The sequence below is a fragment of the Lysinibacillus sp. COL-1 genome (genome assembly GCF_059814265.1).
The window spans coordinates 2,982,127-2,999,884 of sequence record NZ_JCAWSJ010000004.1; the positions used below are offsets into that span (position 1 = coordinate 2,982,127).

At 38.7% G+C, this 17,758-nt stretch carries 20 protein-coding genes; 2 read left to right on the plus strand and 18 right to left on the minus strand.

The genetic code is table 11. The features are described from left to right. Window positions 1–3: 3 nt before the first annotated feature. From yhbY to AC6BKE_RS23030, 5 genes are read right to left on the minus strand one after another with little or no spacing between them, the layout of a single operon-like run. Window positions 4–306, minus strand: coding sequence for a ribosome assembly RNA-binding protein YhbY (gene yhbY / locus AC6BKE_RS23010; RefSeq protein WP_036121900.1), 303 nt, complete (start codon window positions 304–306; stop codon window positions 4–6). Window positions 307–311: 5 nt separating this feature from the next. Further along, complete coding sequence (gene aroE / locus AC6BKE_RS23015; RefSeq protein WP_036121902.1) at window positions 312–1,142, minus strand: shikimate dehydrogenase; 831 nt, start codon at window positions 1,140–1,142, stop codon at window positions 312–314. Window positions 1,143–1,175: 33 nt separating this feature from the next. Next, window positions 1,176–2,279, minus strand: a complete 1,104-nt coding sequence (gene yqeH, locus AC6BKE_RS23020; protein WP_036121905.1) for a ribosome biogenesis GTPase YqeH — start codon at window positions 2,277–2,279, stop codon at window positions 1,176–1,178. Next, a complete protein-coding gene (locus AC6BKE_RS23025) occupies window positions 2,276–2,797 on the minus strand; it encodes a YqeG family HAD IIIA-type phosphatase (RefSeq protein ID WP_249646111.1) in 522 nt (173 codons plus the stop codon). Before AC6BKE_RS23025 ends, yqeH begins: the two co-directional genes overlap by 4 nt. Before the next feature lie 36 nt (window positions 2,798–2,833). Then, window positions 2,834–3,616 carry a phosphatidylserine decarboxylase gene (locus tag AC6BKE_RS23030; RefSeq protein WP_249646110.1) on the minus strand — a complete coding sequence of 261 codons (783 nt, stop codon included), beginning with the start codon at window positions 3,614–3,616 and terminating at the stop codon, window positions 2,834–2,836. Window positions 3,617–3,752: 136 nt separating this feature from the next. On the opposite strand from AC6BKE_RS23030, the gene pssA reads away from it, so the two are divergent. Together pssA and sigK are read left to right on the plus strand one after the other, a co-directional pair. Continuing rightward, complete coding sequence (gene pssA, locus AC6BKE_RS23035) at window positions 3,753–4,253, plus strand: CDP-diacylglycerol--serine O-phosphatidyltransferase (protein ID WP_051891644.1); 501 nt, start codon at window positions 3,753–3,755, stop codon at window positions 4,251–4,253. Window positions 4,254–4,339: 86 nt separating this feature from the next. Then, window positions 4,340–5,047 (plus strand): RNA polymerase sporulation sigma factor SigK, encoded by a 708-nt coding sequence (gene sigK, locus AC6BKE_RS23040; protein ID WP_036121917.1) that lies wholly within the window; start codon window positions 4,340–4,342, stop codon window positions 5,045–5,047. 329 nt (window positions 5,048–5,376) lie between these two features. Here the strand turns inward: sigK and mtnN are convergent, their stop codons facing one another. From mtnN to AC6BKE_RS23105, 13 genes are all read right to left on the minus strand, one after another. Next, window positions 5,377–6,069, minus strand: coding sequence for a 5'-methylthioadenosine/S-adenosylhomocysteine nucleosidase (gene mtnN, locus AC6BKE_RS23045; protein ID WP_036121923.1), 693 nt, complete (start codon window positions 6,067–6,069; stop codon window positions 5,377–5,379). A 59-nt stretch (window positions 6,070–6,128) separates the two neighbouring features. Further along, window positions 6,129–6,788: a YrrS family protein gene (locus tag AC6BKE_RS23050; RefSeq protein WP_036121926.1), complete on the minus strand. Its 660-nt coding sequence runs from the start codon at window positions 6,786–6,788 to the stop codon at window positions 6,129–6,131. 131 nt (window positions 6,789–6,919) lie between these two features. Further along, the gene (gene greA, locus AC6BKE_RS23055; RefSeq protein ID WP_036121930.1) at window positions 6,920–7,408 is read right to left on the minus strand and encodes a transcription elongation factor GreA; all 489 of its coding nucleotides are present in this window, start codon (window positions 7,406–7,408) and stop codon (window positions 6,920–6,922) included. Window positions 7,409–7,583: 175 nt separating this feature from the next. Then, on the minus strand, window positions 7,584–8,222 hold the full coding sequence (udk, locus tag AC6BKE_RS23060; protein ID WP_036121933.1) for a uridine kinase: 639 nt from the start codon (window positions 8,220–8,222) through the stop codon (window positions 7,584–7,586). Next, a complete protein-coding gene (locus tag AC6BKE_RS23065; protein WP_058844213.1) occupies window positions 8,222–9,502 on the minus strand; it encodes a peptidase U32 family protein in 1,281 nt (426 codons plus the stop codon). Before AC6BKE_RS23065 ends, udk begins: the two co-directional genes overlap by 1 nt. A 13-nt stretch (window positions 9,503–9,515) precedes the next feature. Then, entirely contained in the window at window positions 9,516–10,448 is a 933-nt protein-coding gene (locus tag AC6BKE_RS23070) for a peptidase U32 family protein (protein ID WP_089933462.1), read from the minus strand. Window positions 10,449–10,453: 5 nt separating this feature from the next. Further along, on the minus strand, window positions 10,454–11,086 hold the full coding sequence (locus AC6BKE_RS23075) for an O-methyltransferase (protein WP_089933455.1): 633 nt from the start codon (window positions 11,084–11,086) through the stop codon (window positions 10,454–10,456). A 284-nt stretch (window positions 11,087–11,370) separates the two neighbouring features. Next, window positions 11,371–12,498, minus strand: coding sequence for an endolytic transglycosylase MltG (mltG, locus tag AC6BKE_RS23080; RefSeq protein ID WP_036121947.1), 1,128 nt, complete (start codon window positions 12,496–12,498; stop codon window positions 11,371–11,373). Between the two features lie 171 nt (window positions 12,499–12,669). After that, window positions 12,670–13,857, minus strand: coding sequence for an acyl-CoA dehydrogenase family protein (locus AC6BKE_RS23085; protein ID WP_036121950.1), 1,188 nt, complete (start codon window positions 13,855–13,857; stop codon window positions 12,670–12,672). Next, window positions 13,854–15,200, minus strand: a complete 1,347-nt coding sequence (locus AC6BKE_RS23090; RefSeq protein ID WP_249646107.1) for an LLM class flavin-dependent oxidoreductase — start codon at window positions 15,198–15,200, stop codon at window positions 13,854–13,856. Before AC6BKE_RS23090 ends, AC6BKE_RS23085 begins: the two co-directional genes overlap by 4 nt. 14 nt (window positions 15,201–15,214) lie before the next feature. Further along, complete coding sequence (locus AC6BKE_RS23095; protein ID WP_499858144.1) at window positions 15,215–16,051, minus strand: MetQ/NlpA family ABC transporter substrate-binding protein; 837 nt, start codon at window positions 16,049–16,051, stop codon at window positions 15,215–15,217. A gap of 13 nt (window positions 16,052–16,064) precedes the next feature. Further along, window positions 16,065–16,667, minus strand: a complete 603-nt coding sequence (locus AC6BKE_RS23100) for a methionine ABC transporter permease (RefSeq protein WP_230593802.1) — start codon at window positions 16,665–16,667, stop codon at window positions 16,065–16,067. Further along, window positions 16,660–17,739: a methionine ABC transporter ATP-binding protein gene (locus tag AC6BKE_RS23105; protein WP_101966497.1), complete on the minus strand. Its 1,080-nt coding sequence runs from the start codon at window positions 17,737–17,739 to the stop codon at window positions 16,660–16,662. Before AC6BKE_RS23105 ends, AC6BKE_RS23100 begins: the two co-directional genes overlap by 8 nt. Window positions 17,740–17,758 lie beyond the last annotated feature (19 nt).

Consider the following 17,758-nt stretch of genomic DNA (forward strand, 5'->3'; position numbering starts at 1 on the left):
ACCTTATTTCGTTGCTTTTGGTAATACAATCTTTTTATGATTGCGTGACTCTTTATATAAAACAACTGTCAGACCGATTAATTGGACAAGCTCCGCACGAGCACCTGTTGCCAGTGATTCAGCAACTTCATGTTTGTCCTCTTCACAGTTATCTAAAATACGCACTTTAATCAGTTCACGTACTTCTAATGCCTCACGAATTTGCTTTGTCATTTCGTCATTAACTCCACCTTTTCCTACTTGGAAAATAGGTGTTAAATGATGTGCCTCTGCACGTAAAAAACGTTTCTGTTTACCTGTTAACATAAAAATTAGTTTCCTCCTAATTGCGCCTTAAGCTGCGCAATCATTGAATTTGTGTTTGGATAGTTTCCTAACCAGTGTTCAAAAGCAATGGCTCCTTGATGGACAAACATCCCTAAGCCTGTGACAATCGTTGCTCCTTTTTCTTCAGCCGCTTGTAAAAAAGGCGTCATTAATGGATTATACACAATATCCGCAACAATTGCTCCTTTCGCAAGTCGATCTAATGAAAATGGCATAGAAAAATTGCCCGTAGCAAGGCCAGCCGATGTCATTTGCACAATAATGCCGAAATCAGCTAATGTTTCTTCTGCTTCTTGTAATGACATCGCACGACCCATATCCATTTCATCAATTATCGCTTGGGCATTTGCCACCGTACGATTGGCGATAGTTAAATGGTGATAGCCTTGTTGCTGCATAGCAAAGGCAATACCGCGAGCAGCGCCACCAGCACCAACAAGTAATACAGGCTTGTCCTTTCGAGATACACCAACGGCTTCTTCTAGTGAGCGAACAAAGCCAATCCCATCTGTATTATAGCCCTTCAGCTTTCCCTCTTTTGTTCGTACGACTGTATTCACTGCGCCCATTTTTTGCGCCAGCTCATCTAGCTCATCTAAATATGGAATGATTGCTGTCTTATGAGGAATTGTCACGTTCCAGCCACTCGCCCCTAATGTTTTCAAACCAGCAACTGCTGATTCTAATTGATCAGAAGGTACATGCAAAGGAATATATGTCGCATCTATTGACATGTCCTCAAACCAAGCATTGTGCATGGCCGGTGATTTTGAATGTTCAATTGGATCACCCATAACTGCAAACCATTTCTTCATTTTCTAGTCCCTCTCTCTACTACATCCTTCTGTTTAGATTAATGAAGGACGAATTGAAACTTGTACACCTTTTGGCGCGTAGGCTGCTACGACTACATTAGCATGCTGTACTGTAATCCAGCCCAGGCCAGAAAATACAACGTCTGTTTTCGCTTCTTTGATGGAAAACTCATGACGTACCAATGGTGGAAGTTGGTCGATAAAATCTGCAGTTGGAGGTGCCAGAAGCTCGCCTTTATGTTCTGCATATAATGTATCGGCCTTCTCAAGCTTTGTACGGTGAATCGGTAGATCGTTTGCCACATGGATTGTAAAGGCTGAACGCTCTCCCTGGATAAAGTCAAATCTCGCCAATGCCCCAATAAATAGGGACTGTCCAGGATTTTGCTGGTAGACTTTCGGTTTAATTTCCTTTTTCGGCATAATATATTTTAATTCACTTGAATCAATATGATGAGCCATTTGATGATGATTAATAATACCAGGCGTATCATATAATGCACTACCATCATCCAGTGGAATGTCAATCATGTCTAACGTAGTACCAGGGAAGTGTGACGTTGTAATGACTTCCCCTTCTCCTGTAGCCTGTTTAATAATACGGTTAATGAATGTAGATTTCCCAACATTTGTACAACCTACAACATAGACATTTTGTCCGTTACGGTACTCGTCGATGGCCTCCATTGCTTCCGCCATTCCCTTGCCTTTATGGGCACTGACTAATAGAACATCGATAGGCTGAAGTCCTAGTGCCTTTGCCTCGCGTTTAAGCCAATTGATTACTTTTTTCGGTTTCACTGATTTTGGTAATAAATCTGCTTTGTTGGCAATCAAAAGAACAGGATTCTTCCCTACAAAACGGTGAAGCCCAGGTAGCCAGCTCCCATTGAAATCAAATATATCAACAATTTTTACGATTAAGCCCTGCTGTGTTCCAAGGCCGTTTAAAATACGTAAAAAGTCGTCATCTGTTAATGACACGGGTTGAATTTCATTGTAATTTTTCAAACGGAAGCAGCGCTGGCAAATGACCACATCCTTTTCTAATGATGATGGGGGTGCATACCCAACTGCTGTTTTATCTTCTGTTTGAATTGTTGTACCACAGCCAATACAATTTGGCATTTCAATCATTCTTGTTCCTCCCAAGTTATTATTCCTTTACGTTTCAAATCATTAAATACTCGACGCTCAATGAAACGATTCAATTTTGTTACCAGCCCATCTGATTGTGCAACAGGCTTTACTAACACTGTATGCAAGCCTAAACGATTTGCGCCCATCACATCAGTCAGGAGTTGATCTCCAACCATGACTACTTCATTTGGGCGTAAACCTAGTTGAATCAGTGCATTATAAAAAGCATTACGAAGTGGTTTTTTTGCCTTGTGAATATACGGGATATCTAATGGCTCAGCAAAATGCTTCACACGCGCTTCATTGTTATTCGATGCAATAATAACTCGAATACCTGATTCTTTCATAATACGTAACCAAATAATCAGCTCTTCTGTTGCGTCTGGGCGATCCCATTCAACAAGCGTATTATCTAAATCCGTAATGATGCCTCTAATCCCTAATTCTTGTAACTTTTCCGGCGTAATTTCAAAAATATTCGTCACAAATTCGTTCGGTAATAAAAAATTATACAAAATAGCGACCCCTAATCTTAACGTATTATTCGACCATTATAGCATATTTGCAAAAGCTTCACCCATTCGAATTGGGCTTCCCTGTACAACATTATCCGTAAATTCAACCGTATCCTTTTCAAACAGCATAACCACTGTGGAACCAAATGAAAAATATCCAACTTCCTGACCTTTACGCCATTTCGTTGTCGTATTCGTAAGCACAATGGAATTAACAAAAGTCGCACCAACTTTAATAAAGGCTACATGCTGTTGATTGGCTGCTTTCAGCTCTGTCACTAAACGATAATTATGAGAAATTGGTTTTTTACCGTATGTAAGACCTAGCTGATTCACGGGATAAGATTTCTGACCAAGTGTATATTGTCGTACTACTTCCCCATCTATCGGACTATGGATACGATGATAATCAGCAGGACTTAAATAAAATACGATAAAATGACCATCTGCATATTGTGCGGCTCTCTCTGTATTACCTAGTAAATCTTGTAATGCATAGGGCTTACCCTTAACTAGAAATGTCATATCCCATTCAATGCGACCAAAAGATTCCACCTTGGCATCTACTGGGCTAACATAAATCGTTGGATTTTTTTCAATAGGTCGAGCTTCTTCTAGAAGTTCTCTTGTGAAAAAATCATGTAAACTTGAAAATTGTTGTTGTTTTTTTGAAACTTCTTCAATGTTAATATCGTATAACTTCATGTAGCTTGGAATTATACGTTTACTCCACTTCGCTTTTGCAATTGCCTGCAAAAGATGGGAAGATTGCTTACCATTCGTTAGTTCTATCAAGCGTTGATATAGTTTTTCTTTCATACAGTAAAACCCCTATCCATTAATTTAGACTGTCAATTTTTTCGCATTCGAAGTATAATGGTACAATATCTTAAGTGCAAAGGAGTGATCCCCCTTGTTTTTTTATCACAAGTTGGTGGATACCACGGTTAAGAAAATGAAATCGCACGCAGCTAACTTCATCACAATTAGTAATATGTCCTTTGGAGGCGCGGCTATTATGGCCACTTTACATGAATATTATAGCTATAGTGTCTTGTTTATCTTTATTGCAGCCCTTCTTGATCGCTACGATGGTAAGGTAGCGAGAGCACTCGGACAAGTGTCTGAGTTAGGTAAACAATTAGATTCTATGAGTGATATTATATCATTTGGTGTGGCACCTGCATTATTAATGTATGAAGTTGTTCTAGTTGATTTTGGTTTTGCCGGCATGATGATGGCCGTATTATTTATCGTCTGTGGCGCGATGCGTTTAGCTCGCTTCAATATTAGTGAAGCGAATGGTTATTTCACAGGTTTACCAATTACAGCTGCAGGTACGTTCTTAACTTTAACGTATTTCGCAGCCAATGCGTTCCATCCGGCATTTTATCTTTTCCTTTTTCCCATCTTAGCTTTACTCATGATTAGTACATTTACGTTAAAAAAAGTGTAACAGCACATTTGCTGTTGCACTTTTTTCATTTCCCACAGCTTTTAAACATATACTGTCGAAAAATGGGGAAAGGATGAAATCATTCAATGAGCGGAATTTTTACATCAATGTTGCAGTTATGGCTTGAAATCCCTGCGTTGCTTGGCTACTTAAAGGGGCAAACATTCCATAAACCCTTTTCAAAAGAAGAGGAAGCTGCTTGTATTGAACGATTTTTAGGTGGCGATGAGCAAGCACGTCTTGACTTAATCGAACGCAATATGAGGCTTGTCGCGCACGTCGTAAAAAAATTCCATCCAAAACATGAACAACTAGATGATTATATTTCCATCGGAACAATCGGTCTAATGAAAGCTGTCGAGAGCTATACCCCTGACAAAAAAACTAGACTTGCCACATATGCAGCCCGTTGTATTGAAAATGAAATTTTAATGCATCTGCGCACACAAAAAAAAGTGCAGAAAGACGTATCACTGTTTGAGCCTATTGGGACTGATAAAGATGGTAATGCACTGCAAATTCGTGATTTACTTCAGTGTGACGAAGAAAGCGCCACAGAAAAACTAGAGCATAAAGAACATGTGGCACAGTTATATCACTATTTGCATATGCTTGATGAACGTGAGCTCGAAATTGTGACACTACGCTATGGTTTAAACCAACAGGATGCCCTTACACAAAAGGAAATTGCTGCTCGTTTAAATATCTCACGCAGCTATGTATCTCGCATTGAAAAGCGAGCACTTATTAAACTCTATCAACTATACAAACGAGACCAAAAGTCTATTGAATAATATATTGTAAAATGGACAGTAGAAAAATTCAATGCATCATTGGCGGAAGATGTGCCTATTTCATGGCATATAAAAAGCTCCCCTGCGACATGACTATGTCGCAAAGGAGCTTTCCCGTCATACTAATGCGCTGACTCCGATAGTTCTGCTGAAATCAACGTGCCTATTAAAGTTGTAATAATGACTACACCCGCTGTTAAAAATAACATCATGAATGCCTCCCATTCTATTATGAAGAGATTTATTACTGTCAGTGTAGCATTTGTCCATTGCTTTAACTGTGATTTTTCTCACAGAATAACACGCACATTTTGACCATTTTGTGTAGTTTATAGAGAGGCAATTGCTTTTAAAACGACTTGTGTAGAATGCTTTGCAGCAACTGGTAAAAACTCATCGAAGCTAATATTCGATTCTTTCCCAGCAATATCTGATAAAGCACGAATGACAACAAAAGGTGTAGCAAATTGATAACATACTTGAGCAACCGCAGCCGCTTCCATTTCTACAGCCTTCATTTGAGGGAAATGACGACGAACCGCTTCTACACGTTCAGGATCATTCATAAAAGCATCTCCAGAGCAAATTAAACCGATGCCATACTGATGCTCTCCAACCGCCTTGACGGCCTCCTCAGCGACTTTCATCAATTTCTCATCTGATTTATAAGCTGCTGGCATCCCAGCCATCTGTCCGATTTCATAGCCAAAAATTGTGACATCTACATCATGGTGGCGAACTTCATCAGAAATGACGATAGCGCCTACCTCAAGTGCCTCGTCATATCCACCTGCAGAGCCTGTATTCATAACAACATCCGGCTTAAACTCATGTAAAAGGATTGTCGTAGACATAGCAGCATTCACCTTGCCAATACCACTTTTTAATAACACAACTTCCTTGCCTTCATAAGTCCCTGTTGTATACTCACTGCCTGCAATCATTGTACTTTGTGCATCGTTTAATGCTGCTCTTAGAAGCTCTACTTCCTCTTCCATTGCGCCAATTACTGCTATTTTCATGTACTGTTACTTCCCTTCTTTATCAACTCTATTAAAAATAATCAAAAGAGTGATTTTCGTCAATAGGCGCCTTCTAATGTGTTAAGTTGCTCCAACTTCACGGGCTTCCATCCTTCATTTTCAACCCATTCCATACTGACACGGTACATCTGAGATTTATCATTCGTTGAAACTGTCGCAACGGATGAATTAGGACCACCATTATTTTGCATACGCCAAATAATCATATTGCTTTGTTCGATGCCTGTCACAGTCGAAACAGTGGCTACCTTCTCAGCCCAGTCTACAGACTTGTCATCATATGAAGAAACATGCTGACCTGTTTGAGTTGTAGGTGTTGGCTGCCAATTTTTATTCGTGATAACCTTGTCAACAATTGGATTATCCGATGTCGACTCTTCTGGCGTACCTTGCTCTTCCTGAGATGTATCAGGCTCCGATTCTTCCTCGGAAGTTTTGTCTTCTTCAACAGCGAGATCTTTATCCTGTTCTTTCGCAGGTTCTTTATCTACTTCTTTTTCGTTATCACCGCTCTTTTCCTCTTGAGCTGGTTCATCTTTCACTGCTTGATCTGCATCATCTTGCCATTTAAACACATAGGTTGCTGTAATAATAATAAGTACAACCACAACACCTATTAAAACATTCAATAGTTTATCTAGCTTTTTATTACGAGATGGCTGCAAATGACGACTACTTCGAGTTTGTCGTTCACTCATAATGTCTCCCCCTCTCTAGCAAATATTCTATCAAGTTCAACAGCTCTTGCAAAATAATTATACTCACTATTTTATTGCCAAAGAATGTTAAAAGCAGTCAGCCTAAGGCTAACTGCTTGTACACTTACACATTATTTAATGGAAATAATTTTCACTTTCATTTCGCCACCAGGTGTTTGTACGGCAACTTCTTCACCTTCAGCACGACCAAGTAGACCCTTTGCAATTGGCGATTCATTTGAAATGCGGAATTCCATTGGATCTGCCTCAGCAGAACCAACAATTGTATACGATTCTTCATCTGATGACGGTTTACCATTAATGATTTCTACAAATGTAACCGTTTTCCCAAGTGATACAACACTGTTATCTGTCTCATCCTCAGAAATAATCACTGCGTTACGAATCATTGATTTTAATGTAGAAATACGACCTTCTAAAAAGGCTTGCTCTTCTTTTGCTGAATCATACTCAGCATTTTCAGATAGATCTCCAAAATCACGTGCTATTTTAATACGTTCAACGATTTCTTTACGTGTTTCTGTTTCTAATTTTACTAATTCTTCTTCTAATTTACGTTTTCCCTCAGCTGTCATAGGGTACTGTTTTTCATTTGCCAAAGTCCTTCACTCCTTGTTTCTTCAATATAAAAACATAAAACTCGACTAAATGCACGGAAGATGCATTTAATCGAATTTTATTATTTTTAAACTTTTTCAAATTACGCTTTGACCTAATAGTATGCATGCTTTTTTTAAATATGCATGAAAATATTGTCAATACCACTCTATCTTATTACAATACGTTGTCGGTTTCAAGAATAGTTTTAATTTTCGTTACCATTAAATCAATTGCTACCTCATTATCCCCGCCTTCTGGAATAATGATATCAGCATAACGTTTCGTTGGTTCAATAAATAAATTATGCATAGGTCGAACCGCTGCTAAATACTGCTCAATAACCGAATCAGTTGTACGACCACGCTCTTTAATATCACGCATGATACGACGAATAATTCGTAAATCTGAGTCTGTGTCTACGAATAATTTAATATCCATTAAATCACGTAAATCAGCATCTTCTAGCACTAGAATACCTTCTAGGATAATAACATCTACTGGTTCAACATGGATCACTTCTTCTGCTCTCGTATGCTGCACATAGTCATAAACAGGTTTTTCAATTGGTTGACGCACTAACAGTTTTTTTATGTGCTCAATTAATAAATCATTATCGAAAGCCAACGGATGATCGTAGTTTGTTCCTAAGCGTTCTTCAAATGTTAAATGACTTTGATCTTTATAATAAAAATCTTGTTCAATCACCACAACGGAATGCTCACGGAAAACTTCATAAATGGCGCGCGTCACACTCGTTTTTCCAGAGCATGAGCCACCAGCGATTCCGATGACAACTGGTCGCTTTGCTGCCATTAGTTATTCTCCTTTCGCATCATATTATGCGGTTTTAAAGGTGTGTCACATTTAAATTTCACAATTTGTAATGGATGACGAGCAGCATCTAGGCTATTGCCATCCTCGTCCCAAATTTCGCCCATTGTTAAACGGAAATTTTCAATTTCAGGACCAAAGAATTCTACTTCATCACCAGGTTTAAAATAATTTCGTTGTTGCATCGTTACTATTTTTGTTTCTGGATCATGATCTAAAATAAGACCTGCAAATTCATACGTTGTTTTACGACCATGTACTCCAAACATTTGCTCCTCGAAGCCAGGTGCATCATGGAAGAATGCTTCAGCCGTATCACGGTTGGCGCATTTATCCAATTCTTCGAGCCACTCGCGTTTAATTTTAAAGTTTTCCGGATCTGCACAGTAAGCATCAATCACTTTACGGTACACTGAAACAACTGTCGCAACATAATGAATGGATTTCATACGACCTTCAACTTTTAACGAATCAATCCCAAGCTCAATCATATGAGGAATTGCTTCGATTAATTTTAAATCTTTTGGACTCATCGCAAAAGATGCGTGATTGTCATCGAACAGTGCTTTTTCTTCACCATCTTCTAATTCATATAAATCATAGTCCCAACGGCATGATTGACAGCAACCACCGCGGTTAGAGTCACGAGCAGTCATATGATTGGACAGAACACAACGACCAGAGTAGGCGATACACATTGCACCATGAACGAAAGCCTCAATTTCAATATCAACCTTTTCCTTCATCAGCTTCATTTCTTCTCCGCCTACTTCACGTGCTAAAACGACACGATGTAAGCCTTCTTCTTTCCAGTACTGAACAGCCTTCCAATTGGACAGGGATTGCTGTGTAGAAAGATGAATTTCAAGCTTAGGTGCTGCTGTACGACATGTTTCAATAATCAGTGGGTCTGCAACGATAATTCCTGTTACGCCTGCTGATTCAATATCCTTTAAGTAACGCTCTAAGCCATCCATATTTTCATTGTGAGCAAAAATATTTGTCGTGACATAAATTTTTGCCCCATATTGTTTGGCAAATTCGACACCTTCACGCATCTCTTCAATCGAGAAGTTGTCTGCATTGGAACGTAGTCCAAATTCTCGTCCACCAATAAATACCGCATCTGCTCCATAATGAACAGCTACTTTTAATTTCTCTAAGCTACCTGCTGGGGCAAGTAGCTCTGGTTTTTTAGTAATGACACGTTTACCGTCGACAATCTCACGGATTTTGTCATTTTGTTCTAACGCTAATGCCATGGTATTGCCCCTCCTAGTAAACTGTTTCCTTGAAGATAAAGCCTGTATCTAATGGTCTAATGGCTGGTTGAATATCTTCAATTCGTGCTAATAAATCATCTTTTATCTCTTCATACGCGTCTTCTGATTCATCAAAATACGTATCGATGGCTTTGCGATAGATTTCTGTAACCGTTACTACATAGTCTGGTGTTTGTAGAACACCCTCGATTTTCAGGGCATCAATGCCACCTTCGAATAATTCACCAAGCTCATCAATTATACACATATCATTTGGACTAAAAATATGTGTCCCATTGACATCTTCATAAATAGGATATTTATTATTTCGCTCATCGTCATGTAGGAACATATTACGATTTTCTTGACGGTTTTCAATGGCCATCACCTTATCTTGATATAAGAAATAATGACCAAGTAATGGGCGTTTCGATTGGAACATACATGTCATGCCATGTACTTGTACCTCAATCTCCATCTCAGTATTTTCTTTAATTTCTAATACTTCATCAAGAGAAAGTTCACGTGCTAATACAGCACGCTTTGCACCACGTTTCCCCCAGTAATTTGCTGTAAACCAGTTTGTGGCAGTCGTTTCTGGATTCCAATGTAATGGAATCGTCACGGCTTGCTCGCGGCGAATAATAAGTACCGCTGGATCACCATAAATTAAACGATCCACTCCGATACGTTGCATTTCTTTTAAATAGTCTGCCAGTGCCTCTAGTTTCTCATTATGAAAAAGTGCATTGACCGCAACATAAACCTTTTTACCTGCTGCGTGAATTAGCTTCGTCGCTTCTTCCACCTCTTCAACAGAGAACTCTCCAGCTAGACGTAGACCAAATTGTTGCTCACCAATAACAAAAGCATCTGCTCCAGCTTCTAAAAGTGCTTTTATATGTTCTACAGATTGTGGTGTCACAAGCAATTCTGGTTTTTTCATAGTAGTCACCTCTTCAAACATAGTAATAAACCGTCACCGACTGGCAAAAAAGCACTTGTATAATCTGGGTGCTGCATAATCCAATCTGTGAAGTTTTTTAAATTGCGAATCATTGTCCGCTTACGACGTGGCACATCCTTCAGCTCTAAATCAGACAGGCCATGCATGTACATATTATCGATATACAAAACCCCACCTGAATTCACTAAAGGGGCATATTTTTCAAAAAAGCGTTGATACTGTCCCTTTGCGGCATCGATAAAGACCGCATCGAAAGTCGTATCAATAGCCTCGTCGTTCACCTCTAATGCGTCACCCTCAATGACCGTAATTCGATCTGATACAGTAGAACGTCGAATATAGGCTTTCGCCCTTGTTACACGCTCTTGATCACGTTCAATTGTAACAATTTGGGCATTGGGCAATGCCTCTGCCATTCGAATAGCAGAATAGCCAATTGCTGTGCCTATCTCTAAAATTTTTGACGGATTTTGAATACGTAACAATTGATTTAATGCGTCAATACCTGCTAATTGCATAATCGGTACATGATTCTCCTCCGCGTATGCTTCCATCTCTAAAAGCAATTCATTACGTGGCTGTATAAATGATTGTATATATGCATCTGATAATTCCATTGTTTCACCCTCATTTAAAAGGCAACGAGCGTTTGCCGTTGTCTGTACTTCATCATTTATCAACAAAAGAAAAAGACCAAACGTGATGTCTTGGTACTTTGCCATACAAAAATGAGCAATTGTTTAGATATGCTCCAACAATTGCTACCACGCATATTTGTCCCGCATAAATGAACGGATTGATCAAAAATCACACTTTATAATAGCATGAAAATAGAAGGAAAGCTATTTTTCTTTCCTTCTATCCATCTGTTTGCTATATACTTTTTGCTCTTCCTAAACGCTTATTCTTCTTTTTGTAAATATTTTGCTATTTTCTGTAAATGCTCATCATATGTTTTTGAGAAGTGATTAACACCCTCTTTATCTGCTAAGAAATAGAAATAGTCGGTTTGACTTGGATTTAATGTTGCCTCAATAGAAGTTTTACCAGCACCAGCGATTGGTCCAGGTGGTAAGCCTTTATTTTTATAAGTGTTATAAGCATTATCCACTTCTAAATCTTCAAAAAGCACACGATCTTTATGATCACCAAGTGCATATAACACGGTCGGGTCTGTCTGTAATGGCATGCCTTCATTTATTCTATTATAGAAGACACTTGCGATTGTCTCTCGATCTGTTTGAGCTGTCGCTTCTTCTTCTAATAATGAGGCAAATGTTAACAGCTGATGCACCGACATTTGTTTTTCTGCTAAAACATCACTATAGTTCTTCACCACATTATTCATCGCCGCTATCATCTCTTCTACAATTCCCTGTAATGATGGTTTTTCTTCATAGTAAGAGTAAGTGGCTGGGTAAAGGTAGCCCTCTAAATCATAGCGAATATTATCCGCTAACACAGCCTCCGTGACAAGTTCAGGATAATTGGCCATCATTTGCTGAACAAATGTATCACTCGTCACAAGATCCATAAATTCCTGTTTTGTGTATGGTGTTTTCTTTTCAATCACATTCCCAATTTGTTCAAGTGTTAAGCCCTCCGGAACTGTCATTGTAAAGACAGGCTTACGGTAGACTTTCCCTGTTTTCAAGCTTTCGATCAGTTCATCGAATGTCATCGCCTGTGTTAGATCATAATTTCCTGCTTGGAATTGAGATTCATTTTTAAATTTTGCATAGTATTTAAAAACACGTGCATCTTTAATGACGTCTTTTTTCTCTAGCAGCGTGGAAATGGATGATAAACTAGAACCAATAGGTACTTCCACAGCAATGGTCTTCGTCGCATTAGGATCGAGTGGCTTTAATGCACCCTTGACATAGTTGTACCCAAGGATACCAACAACACCGATTATAAGCACGAAAACAATCGCAATAATTGCAACGATTTTTCTCACGATTTTTACCTCAGATTTTCTTTCCTGCATTTTTGAAAACATTTCTTGTTTTTTAGAACCGTTATCCACGGGTTTCCCCCCTATCACTAATCAATATCATACTAGAAATCAACTTTCACGACAAACAGAAATCGACAATTCAGGAGAAATTGTATATGTAAAAAAAATCTGCCAGCTATTTTTACTGGCAGATCCTCTCTCTATAAAATCTTGCACGGTTCAAAATCTTCATTATATAAACTATAATTGAAAAGTTACTTGCTTCTTATCCGCAAGTAACTCCATAGCAAGTTGAGCTATCACCACATCATCTGCTGGTGGATTAAAGCGACTACATTGAACATCTCTAAATAGACGCTGGATTTTGTTTTCTTTAGATAAACTTCGTCCCCCTACAACTTGCATGGCTTTTGTTACTATATCGATGGCGTAATTACAAATTACATACTTTGCGATACTAACAGACTCTGATAGTTGCTCCTTAAGAGCTGGATTTTGTTCTACCTGTGTTGCAATACTATACAATGTTCTTCGTGCAGTTTGATAAAGTACTTCTATTTCACCAATCCTTTGTTGGACATGACTAGCATGAGCGATTGTATTTTCTAAGCTATGTGAATACGTATTTTTGGCAAAATCAATTGCATAATCTCTTGCTGCTCCTGCCACTCCTAAATAAACGGCTGGAATCTCTAACGAATAGACTCGACCATCAGCTAAAAAACGATTAACTCCATTTGGATGATGTCTGTAAAGCAACGCTGCCTCTGGTACAAACGTATCATGAAAAATAATATCATGACTACCTGTTGCCCTCATGCCCATTGCATCCCATGTTTCAACAATTTCCACCTGTTCGTTTTTCGTTATTAGAAATTCCGCTGTTAGGTTTTCTTCTTCCAGATAAGCAATAATAGTGAATTGTTTTAAAATCGGCGCTAATGAAGCAAATGCTTTTTCACCAGTAATGCAATATCCCCCTGGCACCTTTTTAGCAATTGTACCAGGTAAACTCCCCCGAGAAATATTCCCCTTTCCACGTTCACTGCTAATAATATTCAAAAGTGAGCCTTCCTCAACTGCTTTTCGGCATAATTCTGCAAAGATAGGTTCTGGCCATGTTTTTGCCTCACGAACATTCAAAAACGTCAATAAATGCCAGCCAACAGACAAGGCAGTGGAAGCATCGCCTCTAGCTAATTGTTCCTGCACTAATAACATCTCGTATAAAGAAATTTCTTCTCCTCCATATTTTTGAGGCACTGTTAGTCGAAAATAGCCTGCATCTTCTAAAATTTTAAAATGCTCAAACGGAAATTTTCCACTCTCATCATATTGGTTAGCTGTCTTCTCAATTTGTTGCGCTAAATTCTGAGCATATTGAACAAGCCTTTGCTCTCGTTCATTTCGAATAAAAATATCCATCATTCCTGATTCACCTTACTTTTAGCAAAACGATTCAGCGGCTTTTTCAGGCCTAAATGTTCTCTTAATGTTGTGCCCGTATAATCTTTACGATAAATACCTCGCTCCTGCAAAATCGGTACAACCTTGTCAACAAAATCTTCTAAATCACGTGGTAATAACGGAAACTGTAGCATAAAGCCATCTGCTGCTTGCTCTATTATCCAACGCTCCATCTCATCCGCTATTTGTGTTGGTGTTCCGACAAAAGCATCGCGCTTTGCAGGTCCAAAAAGGCGTGCATACAAATCACCAACTTTTAAATTTTCCTTCTTAATAATCTCTAAGTGTTCATAGAAGTGACTTTGAATACTATTAACTTCTGGGAATTCCACTTCAATAGCAGGTGTATCGAGGGAATACTTTGAAAAGTCAACATTCCCCATGTACCCCGAAACAAATTTTAAGCTTTCGTATGGATCAATCAATGACTGTAATTCATTAAATTTACGAATTGCCTCCTCCTCTGTATCACCTACTATTGGGGAAATTCCTTGTAAAACAAGGAGCTCCTCCTCCTTACGTCCAAAGGGAGGAAGCTGTGCCTTTAATTGCCGATAGTGTTCTTTCGATTTTTCAATATCATCCCAATGGACAAATACAACTTCCGCTGTACGTGCAGCTAATTGTTGGCCTGGTTTAGATGCACCAGCCTGCACAATAACAGGCTGCCCCTGTACAGAACGAGCAATATTTAATGGACCTTTGACAGATAAATAGTTGCCCTTAAATGATGTTTCATGCACTTTAAGACGATCATAAAATAGATTATTATCTCGATCATAGAGAAAAGCATCGTCTTCCCATGAATCCCATAGTGATTGAACAACATCGATAAATTCCTCTGCACGTTCATAGCGATGATCATGCTCCCAATGCTTATCACGGCTAAAATTTAATGCCGTTTCTCCTGTGGCATCTGCTGTGGTTACTAAGTTCCAAGCAACTCTCCCATTGCTTATATGATCGATGGACATTAACTGTCTTGCCAGCACATATGGCTCACTGTATGTGGTTGAAGCTGTTGCACCCAGTCCAATTTTAGTTGTTGCCGACGCTAAAGCCGTAATTTGAATTAATGGATCAAAGCGATTTAAAATATGTGGATGTGACTCATGATTAATGGCTAAACTGTCGGCAACAAAAGCTATATCAAACTTTCCTCTTTCCGCAATCTGAGCTACTTTTTGTAATGCTTGAATATCGATGCTTGCATTTGCTTGGGCAGATGGGTGCCTCCATGCAGCAACATGCATACCTGCTCCTATTAAATACAAGGCTAGCTTTATTTCTTTTTTACTAGTCATTGTTATCACCCTTCCTAATATGAATAGAAATCTTTCCATGTTGCTAATTCATCCAGTGGTAGCTCCACTGGAATATAGTTACCATTTGACACTTCTTTAATAAACTTCCCCGTTTCATCTCGCTGATAAATTTCCACGATTTTCTTCAATATGTCATTATTTTTGTCTTCTGCCTTTGCCACGATAACATTAATAAATGGCTTAGCTGTTTCACTTTCGTGAATGATGGCATCCTTCAATAAAAGACCAGCTTCTACAGCAACTCCATTATTAATAATGGCAAAATCAGCATCCTCCATCACACGTGGCGTTGTTGCACCATCAACAGGCAAAATGATTAAGTTTTTGGGATTATCCTTAATACGGTCTTCTCCACCGTTACCATCAAAATCATCCGTTACTGTTAGTAGTCCATGCTCCTGAAGCAGTAGCAAAGCTCTACCCCAGTTGGAAGGATCATTTGGTACAGCAATTTTTGCGCCTTCTTTTATATCATCTAGCGATTTATATTTGTTTGAATATAAGCCAATTGGTGCCATTATTGTTGTGCCAATTGCCTGTAAATCCGAGTTATTGTTCGTATTAAATAAATTTAAATATGCAACATGTTGAAAAGCATTAATATCTACTTCTCCCTCTGCCAATGCTTGATTTGGGTCATATTGAGCAGAGAATGTTACTAATTCCAAGTTAATACCTTCCTCACTAGCCTGTTCTTTTATATACGCCCATGTTTTCAATTCCGAGCTACGGATACCCACTTTCACACTATCTTTTTCATCCGCTTCTGCACATGCCATTAGTAACAATAGTAATGTAAAAAGTCCTATTAAATATTTCAGTTTTTTCATGCTCACATTCTCCCTAAGACACCCTACGTATTTTTCGTTCAAGACTGTTGCCAATGCTTTGAATAATTTGCACAAGTACAACTAAAATGACCACTGTAACCAAAATCGTTGTATTATCAAAGCGTTGATATCCGTAAGTAATGGCAACATCACCTAAACCACCACCTCCAACAGCTCCAGCCATGGCCGTCGCACCAACAAGCCCAATCGTTGCAGTTGTGACACTTAAGATTAACGATGGGAAGGCTTCAGGTAACAAAAACTTTCGAATAATCTGAAATGGAGAGGCTCCCATTGCTTTAGCTGCTTCAATGATGCCTTCATCCACCTCTAATAATGAATTTTCTATTAATCTTGAAATATATGGTCCAATATGCAAGATTAGCGGCACAATGGCAGCAGTCGTACCAATGGCAGTGCCAACGAGTAATCTTGTGAATGGAATAATTGCAACAAGTAAAATAATGAATGGAATGGAGCGCAATGTATTGACGATCGGATTGACAACCGAGAAGATTAATTTATTTTCAAGAATATGTCCTTTTCTCGTCACAACTAAGATTACCCCTAAAATAAAGCCTAAAATAGCGCCAAAAAATAAGGAAATGCTAACCATGTACAACGTATCTAGAACCGCGTCGATAATGATTTGTGTACTTACTTTCACGTGCAACAACCTCCTCTATTTGAATATTTTTAGCCTGAATAAAAAGAAATGCTTTTTGTATATCTTTTTCAGAACCAACGAGCTCCACGATTAAATGGCCGAATGGAATTCCTTGTAATTCTGTGATATTGCCGAATAAAACATTGACATCTACAGCAAACTTTTTCGCCACCTGTGAGACAATCGGCTGCCCAACGTCTACTCCTATGAATTTTAAATTGTAAATTTTTTTAGAAGCATCTATACTTTTTAGCTGCTCATAAACAGAAGGTGGAACTTCATCACGAACAACCGATTGGACAAAATTTTTAGTTGTCTCTTCTCTTGGTGAGGAGAAAATTTCAAGTACATTGCCTGTTTCAATAATTCTTCCATTTTCCATGACAGCGACACGATTACAAATATCCCGAATAACCTCCATTTCATGAGTAATCATTAAAATTGTAATACCGTACTCGATATTGACCTTCTTCAGTAAGGCTAAAATCGATTTGGTCGTTTGTGGGTCGAGAGCCGAAGTTGCTTCATCGCATAAAAGGATAGTTGGTTTTGTCACTAATGCTCTTGCAATGCCGACTCTTTGTTTTTGCCCGCCTGATAGCTCATCAATATAGCGATCCGTTTTGTCTGCTAAACCAACAAATGCTAAAACCTCTTTTACTTGACCTTCCAAATTTGATTTTTTTACTCCACTTATGATTAAAGGCATTGCTACATTTTCAAATACTGTTTTAGAATGCAGGAGATTAAAGTGTTGAAAAATCATGCCGATATTTTTCTTCTCCTCTCGAAGCTGCCTTTTAGTGAGCGTGGTTAATTCTTTGCCATTCACAAGTACTTGCCCAGATGTTGGCTCCTCCAGTAAATTTACTGTCCGAATCAGTGTGCTCTTACCAGCACCACTAAAACCGATAACACCAAAAATATCCCCCCTCTGAATTGTTAAATTGATTTTATTTAGAGCCGTTACAGTCGAAGTACCGACCTGGAATTCTTTTGTTGTCTCAATAAACTCAATCATGCACGTCTACCTCCTTAGC